This window comes from Streptomyces sp. NPDC046303 (assembly GCF_055588085.1).
Genome location: NZ_JBVJFA010000008.1, coordinates 14,429 through 29,822, shown reverse-complemented (window position 1 = coordinate 29,822; position 15,394 = coordinate 14,429). Strand labels below are relative to the sequence as shown.

Genomic DNA, 15,394 nt, shown 5'->3' with positions numbered 1-15,394 from the left:
CTAATCCTGCCGCCTCCCGGAAACCGCACCCGACTATTCACGCGCGCGGCAGGAGCGGGGGAACCAGGTAAGCCGCTGTTCCGGATCTTTCTCCGGAACGGCTAGGGGTGAAGCCGTACATGTTCCGTTCATGTGCGGCCGGACATCTCCAGTCCGAACCCGACAGCTCACCTCGCAGGCGACGGAGAGGAATTCGCCATGCCTGCAAAGGGTAAGCACCGCCGTCCGAAGTCCCGTTCGCTTTCCCGCGGTCTCGCCGTCGCCGGCACCGGTGGTGCGGCTCTCGCGCTGCCCCTGATGGGTGCTGCCGGCGCCAACGCGGCCACCGCTCCGGCCGCCGCCCCGGCCCTGGCCCCCGCCGTCGCCCCGCAGCTCCCGCTCGCGCTCCAGGCCGCGCCCGCCGCCGTGGAGGCCGCGCCGACCGTCTACACGGTCGTGCCCGGCGACTACCTCTCCAAGATCGCCGCGGAGCGCCACCTCGACGGCGGCTGGCAGCGGCTCTACGCCGACAACCGCGAGGCCGTCGGCAGCGACCCCTCCCTGATCCACCCGGGTCTGAAGCTGACCCTCGGCGCGAAGGCCAAGACGGCCCAGGCCCCGGCCCCGGCTCCGGCTCCGGCCGAGCGGTCCTCGACCGGTTCTGCCTCCGCCGGCGAGGGCTCCTCCGGCGAGCAGGACGCCCCGGCCCCCGCCCCGCAGCCGAAGCAGAAGCCGAGTGGCAGTGGCAGCGGCAGCGGCTCGTCCACCGCGGCGCAGGCCCCCTCCGGCGCCGGATTCGTCGCCCCGGTGAGCGGCGGGATATCCACCCAGTACAAGGTCGCGGGCGCCATGTGGTCCTCGGGCTACCACACCGGCGTCGACTTCATCGCCAGCTCCGGCACCACCGTCAAGGCCATCGGCGCGGGCACCGTGGTCTCGGCCGGCTGGGCCGGCGCGTACGGCAACGAGGTCATCATCAGGCACGCGGACGGCAACTACTCCCAGTACGCCCACCTCTCCTCGCTGTCCGTCTCGGTGGGCCAGAGCGTCACCGCCGGCCAGCGCGTCGGCCTCTCCGGCTCGACCGGCAACTCGACCGGCCCGCACCTCCACTTCGAGATCCGCACGACCCAGTCCTACGGCTCGGACATCAGCCCGGTGAACTACCTCCGCTCGAAGGGCGTCACCATCTGACGGCAGCGGCCGTCGGAGCACGAACACACGTCAGGCCGGGGCCCGAGGGGGGTCCCGGCCTGGCGTGTACTTATTCCTTATCCCTCGCGTGGTATAGATCACGGTCCGTCAACCCCTGCTTACGTTGGCGTAGGTCGTGTGCGCGGGTGAAGGATGTCGCTTTGTGGCAGCGACGACGACGACACTCAAGACCATCGGCTCGTACGCGGCGATCGGGGACAGCTTCACCGAGGGCGTGGGGGACCCGGGACCCGGGGATTCTTATCTCGGCTGGGCGGACCGGCTCGCCGTGCTCCTGGCCGACCAGCGTGACGAACACGACTTCCGGTACGCGAACCTGGCCGTGCGCGGCCGGCTCCTCGACCAGATCGTGGCCGAGCAGGTCCCGCGGGCCAAGGAGCTCGCGCCGGACCTCGTGACCTTCTGCGCCGGGGGCAACGACATCATCCGGCCCGGCACCGACCCCGACGACGTGGCGGAGCGGTTCGAGGCCGCCGTCGCCGACCTCACCGGGGCCGTCGGCCTGGTCATGATCACCACCGGCTTCGACACCCGGGGCGTGCCGGTCCTCAAGCACCTCCGGGGCAAGGTGGCGACGTACAGCGCCCACGTGCGCGCCATCGCCGACCGCTACGAGTGCCCGGTGCTCGACCTCTGGTCGCTGAAGTCCGTGCAGGACCGGCGGGCCTGGGACGCCGACCGGCTGCACCTGTCGCCCGAGGGGCACACGCGGGTGGCGCTGCGCGCGGCGCAGGTGCTCGGCCTGGAGGTGCCCGCCGACCCCGACCAGCCGTGGCCGCCGCAGCGGCCGCGCGGCTCGGTGGACGTGACCCGGGACAACATCCAGTGGGCCCGCGAGCACCTGGTGCCCTGGATCGGACGGCGGCTGCGCGGCCAGTCCTCCGGGGACCACGTCGAGGCGAAGCGGCCGGACCTCCTCCCGCTGTAGGGCGAGCCGCAGACGGGGACGGGGGCCGTAAGCGGAATCCTCGGGGGTGTCCGTGCGTTGGAAGGTCGTAGACCGACGACCGTCCCGACCCCATCCTCCCAGGAGGCGCCTTGACCGGCTCCCGTCCCCCGCGTCCCCTGCGTCCCCGGCTGCGTGCCCTGCGGCCCGAAGCCTTCGGCGCGGACCCGTCCGGCGAGCGGCTGGCCCGGATCCACCGCTCGCCGAACTTCGCCGACGGCGTCTTCCAGAACCCGCTCGGAGCCCGGACCAGGCCCTCGGGGTCGATGACGGAGTTCGCCAAGATCTACTTCAACCGGGAGCAGCGGGCACGGCGCACCCCCGGCGCGCCGGTACCCGTGTACCCGACGACCCTCGCGGAGCTGGCCAAGCCACCCGCCACCGGACTGCGGATCACCTGGATGGGCCACTCCAGCGTGCTCGCGGAGATCGACGGGCGACGCGTGCTGTTCGACCCGGTGTGGGGCGAGCGGTGCTCGCCCTTCCCCTTCGTCGGGCCCAAGCGGCTGCACCCCGTGCCCGTGCCGCTGGCCTCGCTGGGCCCGGTCGACGTCGTGGTGATCTCGCACGACCACTACGACCACCTCGACCTGCCGACGATCAAGGAGCTGGCCGGTACGGACACGGTGTTCGCCGTCCCGCTGGGCGTCGGCGCCCACCTGGAGCGCTGGGGCGTGCCGGCCGACCGGCTGCGCGAGCTGGACTGGAACGAGAGCACCAAGATCGCCGGGCTCACGCTCACCGCGACGCCCGCCCGGCACTTCTGCGGCCGGGGCCTGCGCAACCAGCAGCACACGCTGTGGGCCTCCTGGGTGGTCGCCGGGGACGAGCACCGGATCTACCACAGCGGGGACACCGGCTACTTTCCCGGCTTCACGGAGATCGGCGCAGAGCACGGGCCCTTCGACGCCACGATGATCCAGATCGGCGCGTACTCGGAGTACTGGCCCGACATCCACATGACGCCCGAAGAGGGCATGCGCGCCCACCTCGACCTCCAGGGCGGCACGCCGCACGGCACGATGCTGCCGATCCACTGGGGCACCTTCAACCTGGCCCCCCACTCGTGGAACGAGCCGGGCGAGGGAACCCTCACCGCGGCGGAGGGGGCCGGAGCCGCGATCGCGCTGCCGATCCCGGGCCAGCCGTTCGAGCCGGGCGCCGAGGGTGTTCCGGACCAGCCCTGGTGGCGGCCGTTCGTGGCGGGCGGCCACGGCGCGCCCGAAGTGTCCGTCGCGGCGGTGACCGCGGGCCGGGCGGCGGGCGTGATCCGCGAGAAGCCGGAGGCCGTCGGGTCCTGACGGAGGGACACCCCCCACCGGCGGACGGACCGAAAGCCCGACCGAAGGCCCGACCGGTGCGGGGCGACGGGGGCGGCGCCCCGGCACTCGGCGGGCGCGCGCTCGGCGTGCTCCCCGCCGGAAGGCGACCCGGGGGATTCGGGCGGCTGTACGAGCGCTCCACCGGGAGCGGGAAGCACCCCGGCGAACTTCCCCAACTGGGCGTCCGGGGCGGGAGGGTGCGGTCTAGCGTGGGTATCCGGTGATCAACACCGGGCCCCGGGATCGCTGGGGGCCGGGCCCCACGTACCGAGGACGCCGATGTCCGGACTCCGCGCCGCCCGCCACGCCCCGTCGAGACACGCCGTCACGGGGCCGGGCCGGCAGATACGCCCCCAGCTGGTCCGCGCCGCCGTCCTGCCCACGCTCGCAGCCGGGCTCAGCGGCGCCGCCGCGGTCATCTTCACGCTCCAGCTCGGCGGGGGAGCCGGGGACCGGGACGGCCGGCTCTGGCCCGTGCTCACCGGCTGCGCCCTCCTCGTCGTCGGAGCCCTCGCCGCGGCGCTGCTCGGCGCGCAGCGCGCCGCCAAGGCCGTACGGGACCGGTGCGAGGCGCTGCGCCGCTCCAGCGTGCGCGGGCGCCAGGAACTGCGGGGCGCCGCCGAGCGGCTGGAGCGCGGCGAGGTCCCGCCCCGCCCGGTGCGGGGCGGCCCGACCGGGCCGCCGGCCGGCGTCGACCCGGCGGGGGTGGACGAGTTCTGGCTGCTGTCCCAGGAGCTGCGCGGGGCACGGGAACAGGCCCACGCGACGCTGGTACGGCTGGCGGGACCGGCCACCCCGTCCGACAGCGAGCGGAAGGTCGAGGTTTTCGTCAACCTCGCGCGGCGCCTGCAGTCCCTCGTCCACCGCGAGATCTCGCTGCTGGACGAGCTGGAGGACACGGTCGAGGACCCGGACCTGCTCAAGGAGCTCTTCCACGTCGACCACCTCGCCACGCGCATCCGCCGCCACGCGGAGAACCTCGCCGTCCTCGGCGGCGCGGCCTCGCGGCGCCAGTGGACGCGGCCCATCGACCTGAGCGAGGTGCTCCGCTCCTCCGTCGCGGAGGTCGAGCAGTACACGCGGGTCAAGGTCGTCCCGCCGGCGGGCGGCAGCGTGCGCGGCCATGCCGTCGCCGACGTGGTGCACCTGCTGGCCGAGCTGGTCGAGAACGCCACGGTGTTCTCCGCCCCCGACACGGACGTGGTGCTGCGCGCCGAACGGGTCACCGCAGGGATCGCGGTCGAAGTGGAGGACCGCGGTCTGGGCATGCCGGCGGAGGAACAGCACCGGATGAACGCCCTGCTCGGCGACCCCGACCAGATCAGCGTCCGGAACCTGCTCGCGGACGGGCGGATCGGGCTGTTCGTCGTCTCGGCGCTGGCGCGGCGGCACGGGATCGCGGTGGAACTCAAGTCCAACATCTACGGCGGGATGCTCGCCGTACTGGTCCTGCCGCAGGAGCTGCTGGGCGCGGAGGCGCCGGGCGCCGCGGATGCGGCGGGCGGCTCCCGGGCCACCTCCTGGGGCACCGGGCGCGCGGCCCCGATGCCGCCGCCGCTGGAGCCGGTCCGCGTGACCCCGCCGCGCCCGCAACCGCGCGACCTGCTGCCGGAGGCGGAGCGGGCGCGTGCGGCGGAGCCGTGGCCGGGGGGCGAACCGACGCCGCCGGCGGGGCCCGCGCCCGGGCAGGGGCTTGGGCCCGGCGGTGGGCCTGCGAGCGGGCCGGGGGCCGTTCCGGGGGACGGGCCGGTGGTCCTGGCCGGGCCGGGTCCCGGCGCTGCGTCGGGTCTCGGGCTCGACTCCGGGAACGGGCCTGCGACCGGGCCCGGTCCCGGGGCTGCTGCGTCGGGTCTCGCCGAGTATGCGTCGGAGCGTGGGTCGGAGCCCGGTCACGTGCCGGGCGCCGAAGCCGTCGCCGGGCCCCGACAACGGTCGGCGAGTACGGCCGTGCACGTGCCCGTGCCCCGGTCCGGGGACGAGCCCGGGCCATGGCCCGGGTCAGGGCCCGAGCCGGTCCCCGGAGCCCCGGCCGGGGGCGGAGTGCAGCCCGGGCAGGCCGTGCCGGAACCGTGGCACCCGCCCGTACCGCCCGCCCCGGCCCCCGCCGGGACCGGCACTTCGGCCGGGGCCGTAGCCCTGCCCGGGCCGTGGGCCGAGCCCGGGCAGGCGCCCGTACCGCCCGCCCCGGCCCCCGCCGGGACCGGCACTTCGGCCGGGGCCGAAGCCCGGCCCGGGCGGTGGGCCGAGCCCGGGCAGGTGCCCGTACCGGCAGCCCCGGCCCCGGCCGGGACCGGGGCTCAGGCCGGGGCCGTAGCCCTGCCCGGGCCGTGGGCCGAGCCCGGGCAGGCGCCCGTATCGGCAGCCCCGGCCCCGGCCGGGACCGGCAGCCCCCAGGCCGTACCCGAGGGGCCCGCGGCAGCGGAACGGCGGCCACCGCTGCCCCGGCGGCGGGCTCAGCAGCATCTCGCGCCCCAGCTGCGGGAGGCACCCGCCCCGCGGCGGGCCGCGGATCCCGAGCCGCCCGTACACGACCCCGGCCTGATGGCCGCCTTCCAACGGGGCTACGGCCTCGCCCAGTCGGAGAACCAGGTATGACCCCGACCCCTCACCTCAGCAAGGAGCACACCCCCATGGGCGGCGAAGTGGCGACGAAGACCGGCAGCCGGCTCTCGGACCTCGACTGGCTGCTCAGCGGCCTGGTGCAGCGCGTTCCGTACACCCGCAGCGCCGTACTGCTCACCGCCGACGGCCTTGTGACCTGCGTGCATGGCCTGGACGCGGACAGCGCCGACCACATGGCGGCGCTGGCCTCCGGGCTGTATTCGCTGGGACGCAGCGCCGGATCCCGCTTCGGCGACGGCGCCGAGGTCCGCCAGGTCGTCGTCGAACTCGACACCGCACTCGTCTTTGTGTCGGCCGCCGGCTCCGGCACCTGCCTGGCCGTCCTCGCCGACCGGGAGGCCGACGCCGGCGTGCTCGGCTACGAGATGGCGATGCTGGTGAAGAGCGTACGACCGTACCTGGCCGCCCCGCCGCGGCGGCCCGTCGCCGACCCGGAGCGATGAGGACCCGCACGACGGGGGCACCCGCGAAGGGGGCGTGCGCCACCGGGCGGGACACCCCGTGGCTCGACGACTCGGCGGGCCGGGTGATGCGCCCGTACACCGCCAGCGGCGGGCGGACCCGGCCCGGTGTCGCGCTCGACCTGCTCTCGCTGATGACCGCGACCGGGGTGCGGCCGCGCGTACCGCTGGGGGCGGAGCACACGCTCGCCCTCCGGCTGTGCGCGGGCGCCGCGGCCGTCACGGTCGCCGAGGTCGCGGGGCAACTGCGGCTGCCCGCGGTGGTGGTGAAGGTGCTCCTGTCCGATCTGATGGAATACGGGGCCGTCATGGCGCAGGCCCCGCGCTTCCCGGGCGGCGGATCCTTCGCCGCCGACGACCAGTCCCTGCTGCGGGCGGTGCTCGATGGCCTCCACAAACGCTTGTGACGCGCCCGCCCCCGGGGCCGCGCCCGCGACGCTGAAGATCCTCGTCGCGGGCGGTTTCGGGGCGGGCAAGACCACCTTCGTGAGCGCGGTGAGCGAGATCGAACCGCTGAGCACGGAGGAGCTGCTGAGCGGACTCGGCGAGACCGCGGACCCGCTGGACGGGGTCGAGACCAAGAACACGACGACCGTCGCACTGGACTTCGGCCGCATCACGCTCGACCAGCGGCACGTGCTCTACCTCTTCGGGACGCCCGGACAGCACCGCTTCTGGTTCCTGTGGGAGGAGTTGTGCGCCGGCGCGCTCGGGGCGGTGGTGCTCGCCGACACCCGCCGCCTCGCCGACTGCTTCCCCGCCGTGGACTTCTTCGAGCGGCGCGGGATCGGCTTCATCGTCGCCGTCAACGAGTTCGACGGCGGTCACCGCTACCGGCCCGACGAGGTCCGCGAAGCGGTGGGGCTGGGGCCCGAGGTGCCCGTCGTACGGTGCGACGCGCGCCTGACCAGCTCCGGGACGGGGACGCTGGCCGCCCTCGTCCGCCATCTCCTGTGCACGGCCGCAGGAACCACCGTCAGATCTTCGTCTTCGGAGTCGGGGGAACCGTCATGACGTACTACGAATCGACCGGACACCTGCTGCTCACGCCCGTGGACCGGGACGCGCCCGCGCGCGTCGTACGGCTGCGGGAGCTGGGCCTGGGCGAGCGGGTCGACGCCGAACTGGACGCCTTCGCCCGGCGGGTCGCGGACGTGCTGGCCGCGCCGTACGCGGGGGTCAACTTCATCGGCGAGGAACGGCAGTTCTTCGCCGGGCTGCACCACGCCGCCGAGGCGCCGGCGAGCGACTACCCGGCGCGGGTGCTGGCCCGCGACCACGGCTACTGCCCGCACGTGGTGGTGCGGCGCCGGGCGCTGGTGCTGGAGGACGTACGGGACTTCGCGCGCTTCGCGGGCAACGCGGTGGTGGACGAGAGCGGGGTGCGCTCGTACGTGGGCGCCCCGCTGACGGACCGGCGGGGAATCGTCCTGGGCACCGTGTGCGCGGTGGACGTGGTGCCGCGCCGGTGGGGCACGGAGGGCCTCGCCACGGTGAAGTCGCTGGCGGCGGAGCTGGTGGAGCTGCTCCACGCGCGCGAGGACCGGCGGCAGACGGCGTAGCGCGGCGCGGCGCTCGGCGCGGGCGCGACGCGCGGCGCGGGGTACGGCGCGGGGCACGGTGGGGCGCTCAGCCCGGGGCACGGCTCGGCGGCGGGGCGGATGTCAGCGGCGGGGTCTACGGTCGGGGTATGGGTACCAGCGCGCAGGACGTCCGTACGATCGCTCTCTCGCTCCCGGACAGCAGCGAGAAGCCGGCCTGGGGCATGCCGACCTTCCGGGTGGGCGGAAAGATCTTCGCCGCGCTGGCCGATGACGACGCCTCGATCGGGATCAAGTGCCCCAAGGAGGACCGGGCCGAGCTGATGGCGGCGGAGCCGGAGAAGTTCTTCGTGCGCGAGGGCCACGACGACAACTACGCCTGGCTCCGGGTCCGGCTGGAGGCGGTGGAGGACGAGGCGGAACTGCGCTCGATCCTGATCGACTCCTGGCTCCAGGCGGCCCCGAAACGGCTGGCGGCGGCCCATCCAGAGCTCTTCGGGGGCGACGGCGGCGGGGGCTGAGCGCGATGCGGCGGCACGGAAACCGTGCCGCCGCAGACGTGACGACGAGGGCAGGATTCGAACCTGCGTCCACCCGGAGAATCGAGCCGGGCGCTCCTCCACAGAGCTTCCTCGCCGGGTCCGATCCTCGCGGGAGCCGGTCCGGTCGGTCAACTCCATTCTTCGGCGACGGCCCGTTTGCCGCGGCCCGAGAAGACCCCGGCCGACCGCAGGGCGCTCGCCATCAGCGGGTCGCCCACGGCCACCCCGTGCACCAGCTCCGGCGTGGCGCTGAAGGCGACGGCGCGAGCCGCCGGACGGGCCGCCGTCCAGCCGGTGGCCACCGGATCCACCCGGTGGCGGGCGCACGCGGCCGCCACCAGCGACCGCGGGCACTCGGCCTCGCCCCGGAGCACCTCCCAGGGCAGCGGCAGCTCGGACCACACGAAGGTGTCCGGGTGCAGCCCGCGGCCCCGCCGAAGGTGCCCGTAGGCGACGTCCGCCGCCATCAGCCGCGGCACCTTCCCGGGGCAGTAGCGGTCGAGGATGCCGTCCTCGCCCAGCTCGGTGAGCAGCGCGAACCAGTGGTTGCGGGCCGTGGTCCAGGCCTGCGCGGCCTGGTTCCAGGTGGAGGAGTCGTTACCGCGCCGCACGATCATCGTGCCGCGCTCCAGCGGCGAGCGGTTCCAGGCGTCTTCCAATACGGCCGCCACCTCGCGCAGCACCCCGTTCCAATGGACCAGCAGCCGGCCGAGGCTCCGGTCGTCGAGGTGGCCGAGCACCTCCGCGACCGGATGGACATGGGCGATCGCGTACCAGGCGGTGGACTCGGGGGCCGCGCGCAACCGCTCGAACAGGGCCGCGGCCACCTCGTCGTACGGCCTGCGCTGCACGTCGAAGGTGAACCTGCTGCGCATCCGTGCCCGTGCGGTCATGTAGGCGACGAAGGCGGCAGTGCCGGGGTCCGCGGCGAAGACCTCGTACGGCATGCGGTGGGCCAGGGCCCCCTTGCCGGTGAGCACGACCTCGCGCCGGCGCTGCTCCGCCATCAGCCGGGCCAGCTTGGCCTCCATCCGCACCAGCAGCCGGAACCGCTTGTTGTACTGGCGCTTGGACATCTCACCCAGCCCCGCCTCCGCCCGCTCGGCCCGGTCGAGCCGGTCCTGGCCGAAGTCGTTCTGCCCGTAGGCGCGTTGGATCTCCTCGCCGGCGAGTCGGATCACGGCCTCGATCCGTTCCGGATCGTCGCCCGCCTCGTCCGGCAGTGCGGGTACCGCCGGGAACAGCGCGCTCGCGCGCGCCAGTTGGCGCTGGGCCCCGCGGGGCGCGGCGAACTCCTCCCGCATGGAGGTGTATCCGTGCCACAGCGTGCGCAGGGAGGTCGCGGTCGCCTTGGCGAGTGCTGTCCGCGTGGCGGTGTCCAGGTCGGTGCCCTGGGCGGCGAACAGGTCCTGGACCAGGTGCGCGATGTCCTCGGGGCGCTTGCGCCGGCCGAGCGAGGCGTGCAGCTCCCGCAGGATCTGTCCGACCCGGGGGTCTTGGGCGTGCGGCATGCGGGCGAGCCTGCCACCGCGGCGGCCCGCGTTCCACCGGTTATCGCACCGGAGGCCGCAGGAAGCCGGTGATGCGCTCGCGCAGGGAGCGCGGGTCCAGGCCGTGGGCCGCGGTGTGCTCGTCGATCGTGCCGTAGCGGCGCAGCTCGGCGCGGCCCACGCCCAGGCCCAGCACCCGGTGGGGGGTGTCGGCCAGGGCGTCGTTCGCGGCGGCCGTGGAGGTGCCGGCGAGGTAGGGCTCGACGAGGACGACGTCCCCGGTGGAAGCGCTCCGGGCGGCCTCGCGCAGGCTCGCGTCGTCGAAAGGGCGCACGGTGGGGGCGTACAGCACGGTCAGGTCCAGGCCCTCGGTCGCCGCCAGGGCGTTGTCGAGCAGCGGGCCCACGGCGAGGACCACGCCCGCGCGTCCCTCCCGTACGGTCTGGAACCGCAGGCCCTCGACCGCGCGCGGGGCTGCGTTCGACTGCTGGGAGAGCCGGACGTAGACCTTGTCGTCCCCGGCGGCGTAGGCGTGCCGCAGCAGCGCCTCCGCCTCGTCGGGGTGGCCGGGGACGTGGACGGTCCAGCCGTCGAGGGTGTCCAGCAGCGCCACGTCACCCGGCGCCATGTGCGTGAACCCGCCGGACGGCCAGTCGTAACTGGCGCTCGCGCTGACCAGTACGCCGCCCGTGCCCTGGTGCCCGAAGTCCAGCTTGACCTGCTCGAACGGCCGCTCCACGAGGAAACTCGCGAAGGTGTGCACGACCGGCCGCAGGCCGGTGAGCGCGAGGCCGCCGCCGACGCCGACGAGCAGCTGCTCCCGGATCCCGACGTTGATCACCCGGTCCGGGTGGCGCCGCTGGGCGGGCAGGAACCCGTCCATGCTGATCTCGGCGAGCACCAGGGCCAGCCGGGGGTCCTCGTCGAGCAGGCGTGACGTGACGGAGATGAAACGTTCCCTCATGGTGTCCATGTGAATCTCGGCTCCCCTTGTCCCTCTGCTACTGCTTCTTCTCGACACGGGCGACCACGACGTGCGGCCGGCCGGGGTGCGGCGCGGTGAAGGCGGCGTGCAGCGCGGCGTGGTCCCGGCCGTCCACGGTGGCCGCGGACCAGCCCGCGGCCTCGAAGCGGGCCGCGATCCCGCCGGGCCAGCCGTGCGTCGCGGAATCGTTGTCGATCACCACGGTGTGGAGCCTCTCCAGCCCGGCGGAGCCCGCGTACGCGAGCGCCTCGTGGTTGCTGCCCTCGTCCAGCTCGGCATCCCCGATCAGCACCCACACCGCCGGCTCGGCCAGCCCCTGGGCGCGCAGCCCCAGCGCGCTGCCCACGGCGAGCGGCAGCCCGTGCCCGAGCGACCCGCTGCCGATCTCCACGCCGGGTATCAGGGTGCGGTCCGGGTGGTGCCCGAGCGGCGACGCGTACGACCCGAAACCGGGCAGCCACTCGACGGGGAAGAACCCCTTCGCGGCGAGCACGGCGTAGTACGCCATCGGCCCGTGCCCCTTGGACAGCAGGAACCGGTCCCGGCCGGCATCCCCGGCGGTCGCGGGCGCCACCCGCAGCACCCGGTCGTAGAGCACCCACAGCACGTCGAGCGTGGAGGTGGCGGCGGGCCCGTGCTTCTCGGCCCCGGTCATGAGGCCGATCAGCCGGCCCAGATCCTCGTAGCGGAACTCAGCGTCCGCGGTTGCCTGCGTCATGCATCGATCGTGCAACCTCAAGCGCGATCGAGGTCAAGAAGATCCCGGTCCGGATCGGGGACCGGAAAGGTGCGCGCGACCACCCGGCGAAGTGCGGTATTGTTCTCGTGCGCGTCCAGCCAGGGGAAACCCCAGGTCAGCGCGCATCGGGACGTGGCGCAGCTTGGTAGCGCACTTGACTGGGGGTCAAGGGGTCGCAGGTTCAAATCCTGTCGTCCCGACCATGCTTTATGCAGGTCGGAGGCCGTCTTCTCAGCAATGGGAAGGCGGCCTTTCGTGCGTCCGGAGCCGGGGTGGGCGCAGCCACGCCATGTGGTCCGGTTGATGGATGGCTGCCTTCTCGGCTCCGGTGAGCGTGGGGTCGATGGTGTCGACGGCTTCGCGGGCTGCCTGTGGGGTGAGGTGGCTGGTGGCGTCCAGCCAGGCGTTCTGGTGGGCGGCGACGGTCTGGTTCGGGTCCGCTTCGTATCCGCCGGCCTCGCCCTCGAGGAAGCGGCTCGGGGCCTGCCCGGCCGCGTCCTGCCGGGGCCGCCGCGGCGCACCGTGGTACGGGGTGGCCCGGGGCGGGGACATCGACGACGAACATCCAGGTGCCGTGCTCGCTGTCAGTGACCAGGATGCCGGACCACCTCCCCAGTGCCGGTCCACGAATGGTTCGGATCTTGATGGTCTTGCGGCGTGGTCAGCGGAGGTAGAGCACGGCGGCGATGAGCAGGCTGAAGTGGACCGTCGTCGCTTCCCCTGCTCTCCGACGGCCGGCCGCGAGATCGCTTCCAGCAGCTCGCCCACGCGCATCGGTGCACTGGTTTATCGGTGGAGCAAGGAGGGGTGGGTACCGTGGCTGTGCCGGCGCCCCACGGCCCGCTTCCCATTTCATCTGCTGTACATGGAACCGCGGTTCCGGTTCACCTAGTCTCATCGCCATGGCAGCAGGAATCCTCACTGCGCGCCGCCACGTCGACCAAGGGCGCCTGGCGAGCGCCCTGTGTACGGTCGCCCCGGCGCGCTGAACGCGCCTTTCCCCCCACGGGATCCCCACCTGGCGCCCCAACCTGACTCCCGTCTCTTCCCCTTCCGCACCGCAGTCGGCGGCTTCCGGCCGCCCGCCCTGCTGTGCCTCCCTGCGCCGACGCACCCAGGAGGAATGGACATCGTGAGCGAGAACAGCGAGCACAGCGAGAAGAGCGAGAACAGACGATCCCCGGTGAGCCGCCGCGGCTTTCTCGGCGGCGCCGCCGCCGTGGCGGCCGCCACCGCCGTGCCCGCCCTCGCGCAGGTCGCCGGAGCCGGTCCCGCCGCTGCCGCCGGCCGCCCGAACATCCTGCTGATCGTCACCGACGACCAGCCCAAGCACACGGAATGGGCCCTGCCCAAGACCGTCGCCTGGCTCGCCGACCAGGGCGTGAAGTTCACCAACGGCCACGTCACCACCCCGCTGTGCGCGCCGTCCCGGTCCAGCGTCTTCTCCGGTCGCCACGCCCACAACCACGGCGTCCGCAACAACGGCGCCTCCCACGCCCTCGACCAGAGCACCACCGTGCAGAAGTACCTCAAGCAGGCGGGCTACCGCACCGGCCTGTTCGGGAAGTACCTCAACTCCTGGACCCTCGCGGACAACCCGCCGCACTTCGAGGAGTTCGCCCTCCTCCAGCCCGGCTACGTCGACGCCCAGTGGAACGTCAACGGCACCGTCCAGACGATCAACGGCTACACCACGAACATCATCAAGAACCGCACCCTGAACTTCCTCGACAAGACCGCCACCGACACCAGGCCCTGGTTCGCGTACGTCACCCCCTACGCCTCCCACGGCCCGCGAACCCCCGAGGCGACATACGCGGGCACCCCCGTACCGGACTGGAACGGCCGGCCGTCGGTCCCCGAGAACGACCGCAGCGACAAACCGGCGTACATCCGGAACGCCACCGGCACCCTCGCCGACGGCCAGGCCATCCGCGCCGAGCAACTGCGCACGCTGCTCTCCGTCGACGACGCGGTGCAGGCCTTCAAGGACAAGCTCCAGGCCCTGGGCCAGCTCGACAACACCCTCGTCATCTACATCGGCGACAACGGCTTCAGCTGGGGCGACCACGGCTGGACCGCCAAGTCGGTGCCGTACCGCCCCGCGCACGAGGTGCCGTTCTACCTCTCCTGGCCGGCCGGCGGCCGCGGCGCCGGCACCCAGGACAACCGGATCGTCGCCAACATCGACATCGCGCCGACCATCCTCGACGCGGCGGGCATCACCCCCGCCGCACCCCAGGACGGCCGCTCCCTGCTCTCCTCCTACAGCCGCGACCACTTGCTGGTGGAGTGGTGGAAGCAGGGCACCGGCACCGGCGGGGCACCGACCTGGTCCTCGTACGTGGCCAAGGACAAGCAGTACACCGAGTACTACGACCTGACCACCGACGCGAACGGCACCGTGTCCGGTACCGGCCAGGTGAAGTTCCGCGAGTACTACGACCTGGCGGGCGACCCGTACCAGCTGGCCAACAAGCTCTACCAGGCCACCCCTGCCGAGGAGCAGGCCCTCGGCATCCCCGCCTTGGCCGCCCGGCTCGCCGCCGACCGCGTGGCCTGACCCGTACACCCGCACCGCCGGCCGGGCGCCCGTACCGCGAGGCGGGGGCGCCCGGCCGCCCACCGTCCCGACGGAGCCGTCATGCCCGCATGCTGCACCCCCGGCCACGCCCACGCCCACGCCCCCACGCTCACCCTGGCCCCACCGCCCCCCACACCCCTGTCCTCCCGCGTGGCCCGGCAGCTGCTCAGCCTGCCCGGCGGCAGCTTCCTCATGGGCACGGACGACCCGGAGGGCTTCCCCGCGGACGCCGAGGGGCCGGTCCGCGAGGTGGCCGTGGAGTCCTTCCGTATCGCGGCCACGGCCGTGACCAACGCCCAGTTCGCCACCTTCGTCAAGGCCACCGGCCACACCACCGAGGCCGAGCGCTTCGGCTTCTCCTTCACCTTCGGGGCGTTCCTCGCCGAGGAGGTCGCCGCGGTCTCCCCGCCCGTGGCGGCCGTCCCGTGGTGGCGGGCGGTGGAAGGGGCCAGCTGGCGCCACCCCGAAGGGCCCGGCTCGCACGTCACCGACCGGCAGAACCACCCCGTCGTCCACGTGTCCTGGCACGACGCGCAGGCATACTGCGACTGGTCCGGGACCCGCCTGCCCACCGAGACCGAGTGGGAGTACGCGGCACGCGGTGGCCTGGAGCAGCGCCGCTACCCGTGGGGAGACGAGCTCATGCCCGACGGCCGCCACATGTGCAACATCTGGCAGGGCGACTTCCCGGTGCTCAACACCGCCGCCGACGGGTACGCGGGCACCGCGCCGGTGAAGTCGTTCCGGCCCAACGGCTTCGGGCTCTACAACACCGTCGGCAACGTCTGGGAGTGGTGCGCGGACTGGTTCACACCGGGTGAGGAGACCGCACGGGCGATGCGCGGCGGTTCGTACTTGTGCCACGACTCCTACTGCAACCGTTACCGGGTGGCCGCGCGCAGCTCCAATACGCCCGACAGTTCGACCGGCAACATCGGGTTCCGGGTGGCCGCCGACCCCGCCTGATC

The 15,394-nt window shown here is 73.6% G+C and carries 15 protein-coding genes, 2 tRNA genes and 1 riboswitch; of the genes, 12 read left to right on the top strand and 5 right to left on the bottom strand.

The window, feature by feature from the left end; translation table 11 throughout:
- The first annotated feature begins 20 nt into the window (after positions 1-20).
- Positions 21-196, top strand: a riboswitch (cyclic di-AMP (ydaO/yuaA leader).
- 2 nt (positions 197-198) lie between these two features.
- The 9 genes from ACZ6I1_RS10460 to ACZ6I1_RS10420 all read left to right on the top strand — a co-directional run bounded on the left by ACZ6I1_RS10460 (position 199) and on the right by ACZ6I1_RS10420 (position 8,607).
- Positions 199-1,173, top strand: coding sequence for a M23 family metallopeptidase (locus tag ACZ6I1_RS10460; RefSeq protein ID WP_469285367.1), 975 nt, complete (start codon positions 199-201; stop codon positions 1,171-1,173).
- Positions 1,174-1,336: 163 nt separating this feature from the next.
- Positions 1,337-2,122 (top strand): SGNH/GDSL hydrolase family protein, encoded by a 786-nt coding sequence (locus ACZ6I1_RS10455; RefSeq protein WP_469285365.1) that lies wholly within the window; start codon positions 1,337-1,339, stop codon positions 2,120-2,122.
- 110 nt (positions 2,123-2,232) lie between these two features.
- A complete protein-coding gene (locus ACZ6I1_RS10450) occupies positions 2,233-3,441 on the top strand; it encodes an MBL fold metallo-hydrolase (protein ID WP_469285363.1) in 1,209 nt (402 codons plus the stop codon).
- A 300-nt stretch (positions 3,442-3,741) separates the two neighbouring features.
- On the top strand, positions 3,742-6,057 hold the full coding sequence (locus tag ACZ6I1_RS10445; protein WP_469285361.1) for a sensor histidine kinase: 2,316 nt from the start codon (positions 3,742-3,744) through the stop codon (positions 6,055-6,057).
- A gap of 35 nt (positions 6,058-6,092) precedes the next feature.
- Positions 6,093-6,527, top strand: a complete 435-nt coding sequence (locus tag ACZ6I1_RS10440) for a roadblock/LC7 domain-containing protein (protein WP_469285854.1) — start codon at positions 6,093-6,095, stop codon at positions 6,525-6,527.
- Entirely contained in the window at positions 6,524-6,952 is a 429-nt protein-coding gene (locus ACZ6I1_RS10435) for a DUF742 domain-containing protein (protein WP_469285359.1), read from the top strand. The genes ACZ6I1_RS10440 and ACZ6I1_RS10435 overlap by 4 nt, the downstream gene beginning before the upstream one ends.
- The gene (locus ACZ6I1_RS10430) at positions 6,930-7,559 is read left to right on the top strand and encodes a GTP-binding protein (protein ID WP_469285356.1); all 630 of its coding nucleotides are present in this window, start codon (positions 6,930-6,932) and stop codon (positions 7,557-7,559) included. The genes ACZ6I1_RS10435 and ACZ6I1_RS10430 overlap by 23 nt, the downstream gene beginning before the upstream one ends.
- Positions 7,556-8,107 carry a GAF domain-containing protein gene (locus ACZ6I1_RS10425; protein WP_469285353.1) on the top strand — a complete coding sequence of 184 codons (552 nt, stop codon included), beginning with the start codon at positions 7,556-7,558 and terminating at the stop codon, positions 8,105-8,107. Before ACZ6I1_RS10430 ends, ACZ6I1_RS10425 begins: the two co-directional genes overlap by 4 nt.
- A gap of 128 nt (positions 8,108-8,235) precedes the next feature.
- Positions 8,236-8,607 (top strand): MmcQ/YjbR family DNA-binding protein, encoded by a 372-nt coding sequence (locus tag ACZ6I1_RS10420; protein WP_469285351.1) that lies wholly within the window; start codon positions 8,236-8,238, stop codon positions 8,605-8,607.
- Positions 8,608-8,649: 42 nt separating this feature from the next.
- Here ACZ6I1_RS10420 and ACZ6I1_RS10415 read toward each other — a convergent pair.
- From ACZ6I1_RS10415 to ACZ6I1_RS10400, 4 genes are all read right to left on the bottom strand, one after another.
- Positions 8,650-8,723, bottom strand: a tRNA-OTHER gene (locus ACZ6I1_RS10415).
- 33 nt (positions 8,724-8,756) lie between these two features.
- On the bottom strand, positions 8,757-10,139 hold the full coding sequence (locus ACZ6I1_RS10410; RefSeq protein WP_469285348.1) for a hypothetical protein: 1,383 nt from the start codon (positions 10,137-10,139) through the stop codon (positions 8,757-8,759).
- Between the two features lie 40 nt (positions 10,140-10,179).
- The gene (locus tag ACZ6I1_RS10405; RefSeq protein WP_469285346.1) at positions 10,180-11,091 is read right to left on the bottom strand and encodes a transketolase family protein; all 912 of its coding nucleotides are present in this window, start codon (positions 11,089-11,091) and stop codon (positions 10,180-10,182) included.
- A gap of 28 nt (positions 11,092-11,119) precedes the next feature.
- Positions 11,120-11,821 (bottom strand): transketolase, encoded by a 702-nt coding sequence (locus ACZ6I1_RS10400; protein WP_469285344.1) that lies wholly within the window; start codon positions 11,819-11,821, stop codon positions 11,120-11,122.
- A gap of 147 nt (positions 11,822-11,968) precedes the next feature.
- Between ACZ6I1_RS10400 and ACZ6I1_RS10395 the strand changes: the two genes are divergently transcribed.
- A tRNA-Pro gene (locus ACZ6I1_RS10395) sits at positions 11,969-12,045 on the top strand.
- 28 nt (positions 12,046-12,073) lie between these two features.
- On the opposite strand, the gene ACZ6I1_RS10390 is transcribed toward ACZ6I1_RS10395, so the two are convergent.
- Positions 12,074-12,394 carry a hypothetical protein gene (locus tag ACZ6I1_RS10390; protein ID WP_469285343.1) on the bottom strand — a complete coding sequence of 107 codons (321 nt, stop codon included), beginning with the start codon at positions 12,392-12,394 and terminating at the stop codon, positions 12,074-12,076.
- 571 nt (positions 12,395-12,965) lie between these two features.
- Here ACZ6I1_RS10390 and ACZ6I1_RS10385 point away from each other — a divergent pair.
- The gene (locus ACZ6I1_RS10385) at positions 12,966-14,405 is read left to right on the top strand and encodes a sulfatase family protein (protein ID WP_469285342.1); all 1,440 of its coding nucleotides are present in this window, start codon (positions 12,966-12,968) and stop codon (positions 14,403-14,405) included.
- 81 nt (positions 14,406-14,486) lie between these two features.
- Positions 14,487-15,392 (top strand): formylglycine-generating enzyme family protein, encoded by a 906-nt coding sequence (locus ACZ6I1_RS10380; RefSeq protein ID WP_469285340.1) that lies wholly within the window; start codon positions 14,487-14,489, stop codon positions 15,390-15,392.
- The last annotated feature ends 2 nt before the right edge of the window (positions 15,393-15,394 follow it).

Excerpts from the sequence above, each read along its gene's own strand:
- ACZ6I1_RS10460 (WP_469285367.1), top strand. The coding sequence starts at position 199 with ATGCCTGCAAAGGGTAAGCACCGCCGTCCGAAGTCCCGTTCGCTTTCC.
- ACZ6I1_RS10445 (WP_469285361.1), top strand. The coding sequence starts at position 3,742 with ATGTCCGGACTCCGCGCCGCCCGCCACGCCCCGTCGAGACACGCCGTC.
- ACZ6I1_RS10440 (WP_469285854.1), top strand. The coding sequence starts at position 6,093 with ATGGGCGGCGAAGTGGCGACGAAGACCGGCAGCCGGCTCTCGGACCTC.
- ACZ6I1_RS10435 (WP_469285359.1), top strand. The coding sequence starts at position 6,524 with ATGAGGACCCGCACGACGGGGGCACCCGCGAAGGGGGCGTGCGCCACC.
- ACZ6I1_RS10430 (WP_469285356.1), top strand. The coding sequence starts at position 6,930 with ATGGCCTCCACAAACGCTTGTGACGCGCCCGCCCCCGGGGCCGCGCCC.
- ACZ6I1_RS10425 (WP_469285353.1), top strand. The coding sequence starts at position 7,556 with ATGACGTACTACGAATCGACCGGACACCTGCTGCTCACGCCCGTGGAC.
- ACZ6I1_RS10420 (WP_469285351.1), top strand. The coding sequence starts at position 8,236 with ATGGGTACCAGCGCGCAGGACGTCCGTACGATCGCTCTCTCGCTCCCG.
- ACZ6I1_RS10410 (WP_469285348.1), bottom strand. The coding sequence starts at position 10,139 with ATGCCGCACGCCCAAGACCCCCGGGTCGGACAGATCCTGCGGGAGCTG.
- ACZ6I1_RS10405 (WP_469285346.1), bottom strand. The coding sequence starts at position 11,091 with ATGGACACCATGAGGGAACGTTTCATCTCCGTCACGTCACGCCTGCTC.
- ACZ6I1_RS10400 (WP_469285344.1), bottom strand. The coding sequence starts at position 11,821 with ATGACGCAGGCAACCGCGGACGCTGAGTTCCGCTACGAGGATCTGGGC.
- ACZ6I1_RS10390 (WP_469285343.1), bottom strand. The coding sequence starts at position 12,394 with ATGTCCCCGCCCCGGGCCACCCCGTACCACGGTGCGCCGCGGCGGCCC.
- ACZ6I1_RS10385 (WP_469285342.1), top strand. The coding sequence starts at position 12,966 with ATGGACATCGTGAGCGAGAACAGCGAGCACAGCGAGAAGAGCGAGAAC.
- ACZ6I1_RS10380 (WP_469285340.1), top strand. The coding sequence starts at position 14,487 with ATGCCCGCATGCTGCACCCCCGGCCACGCCCACGCCCACGCCCCCACG.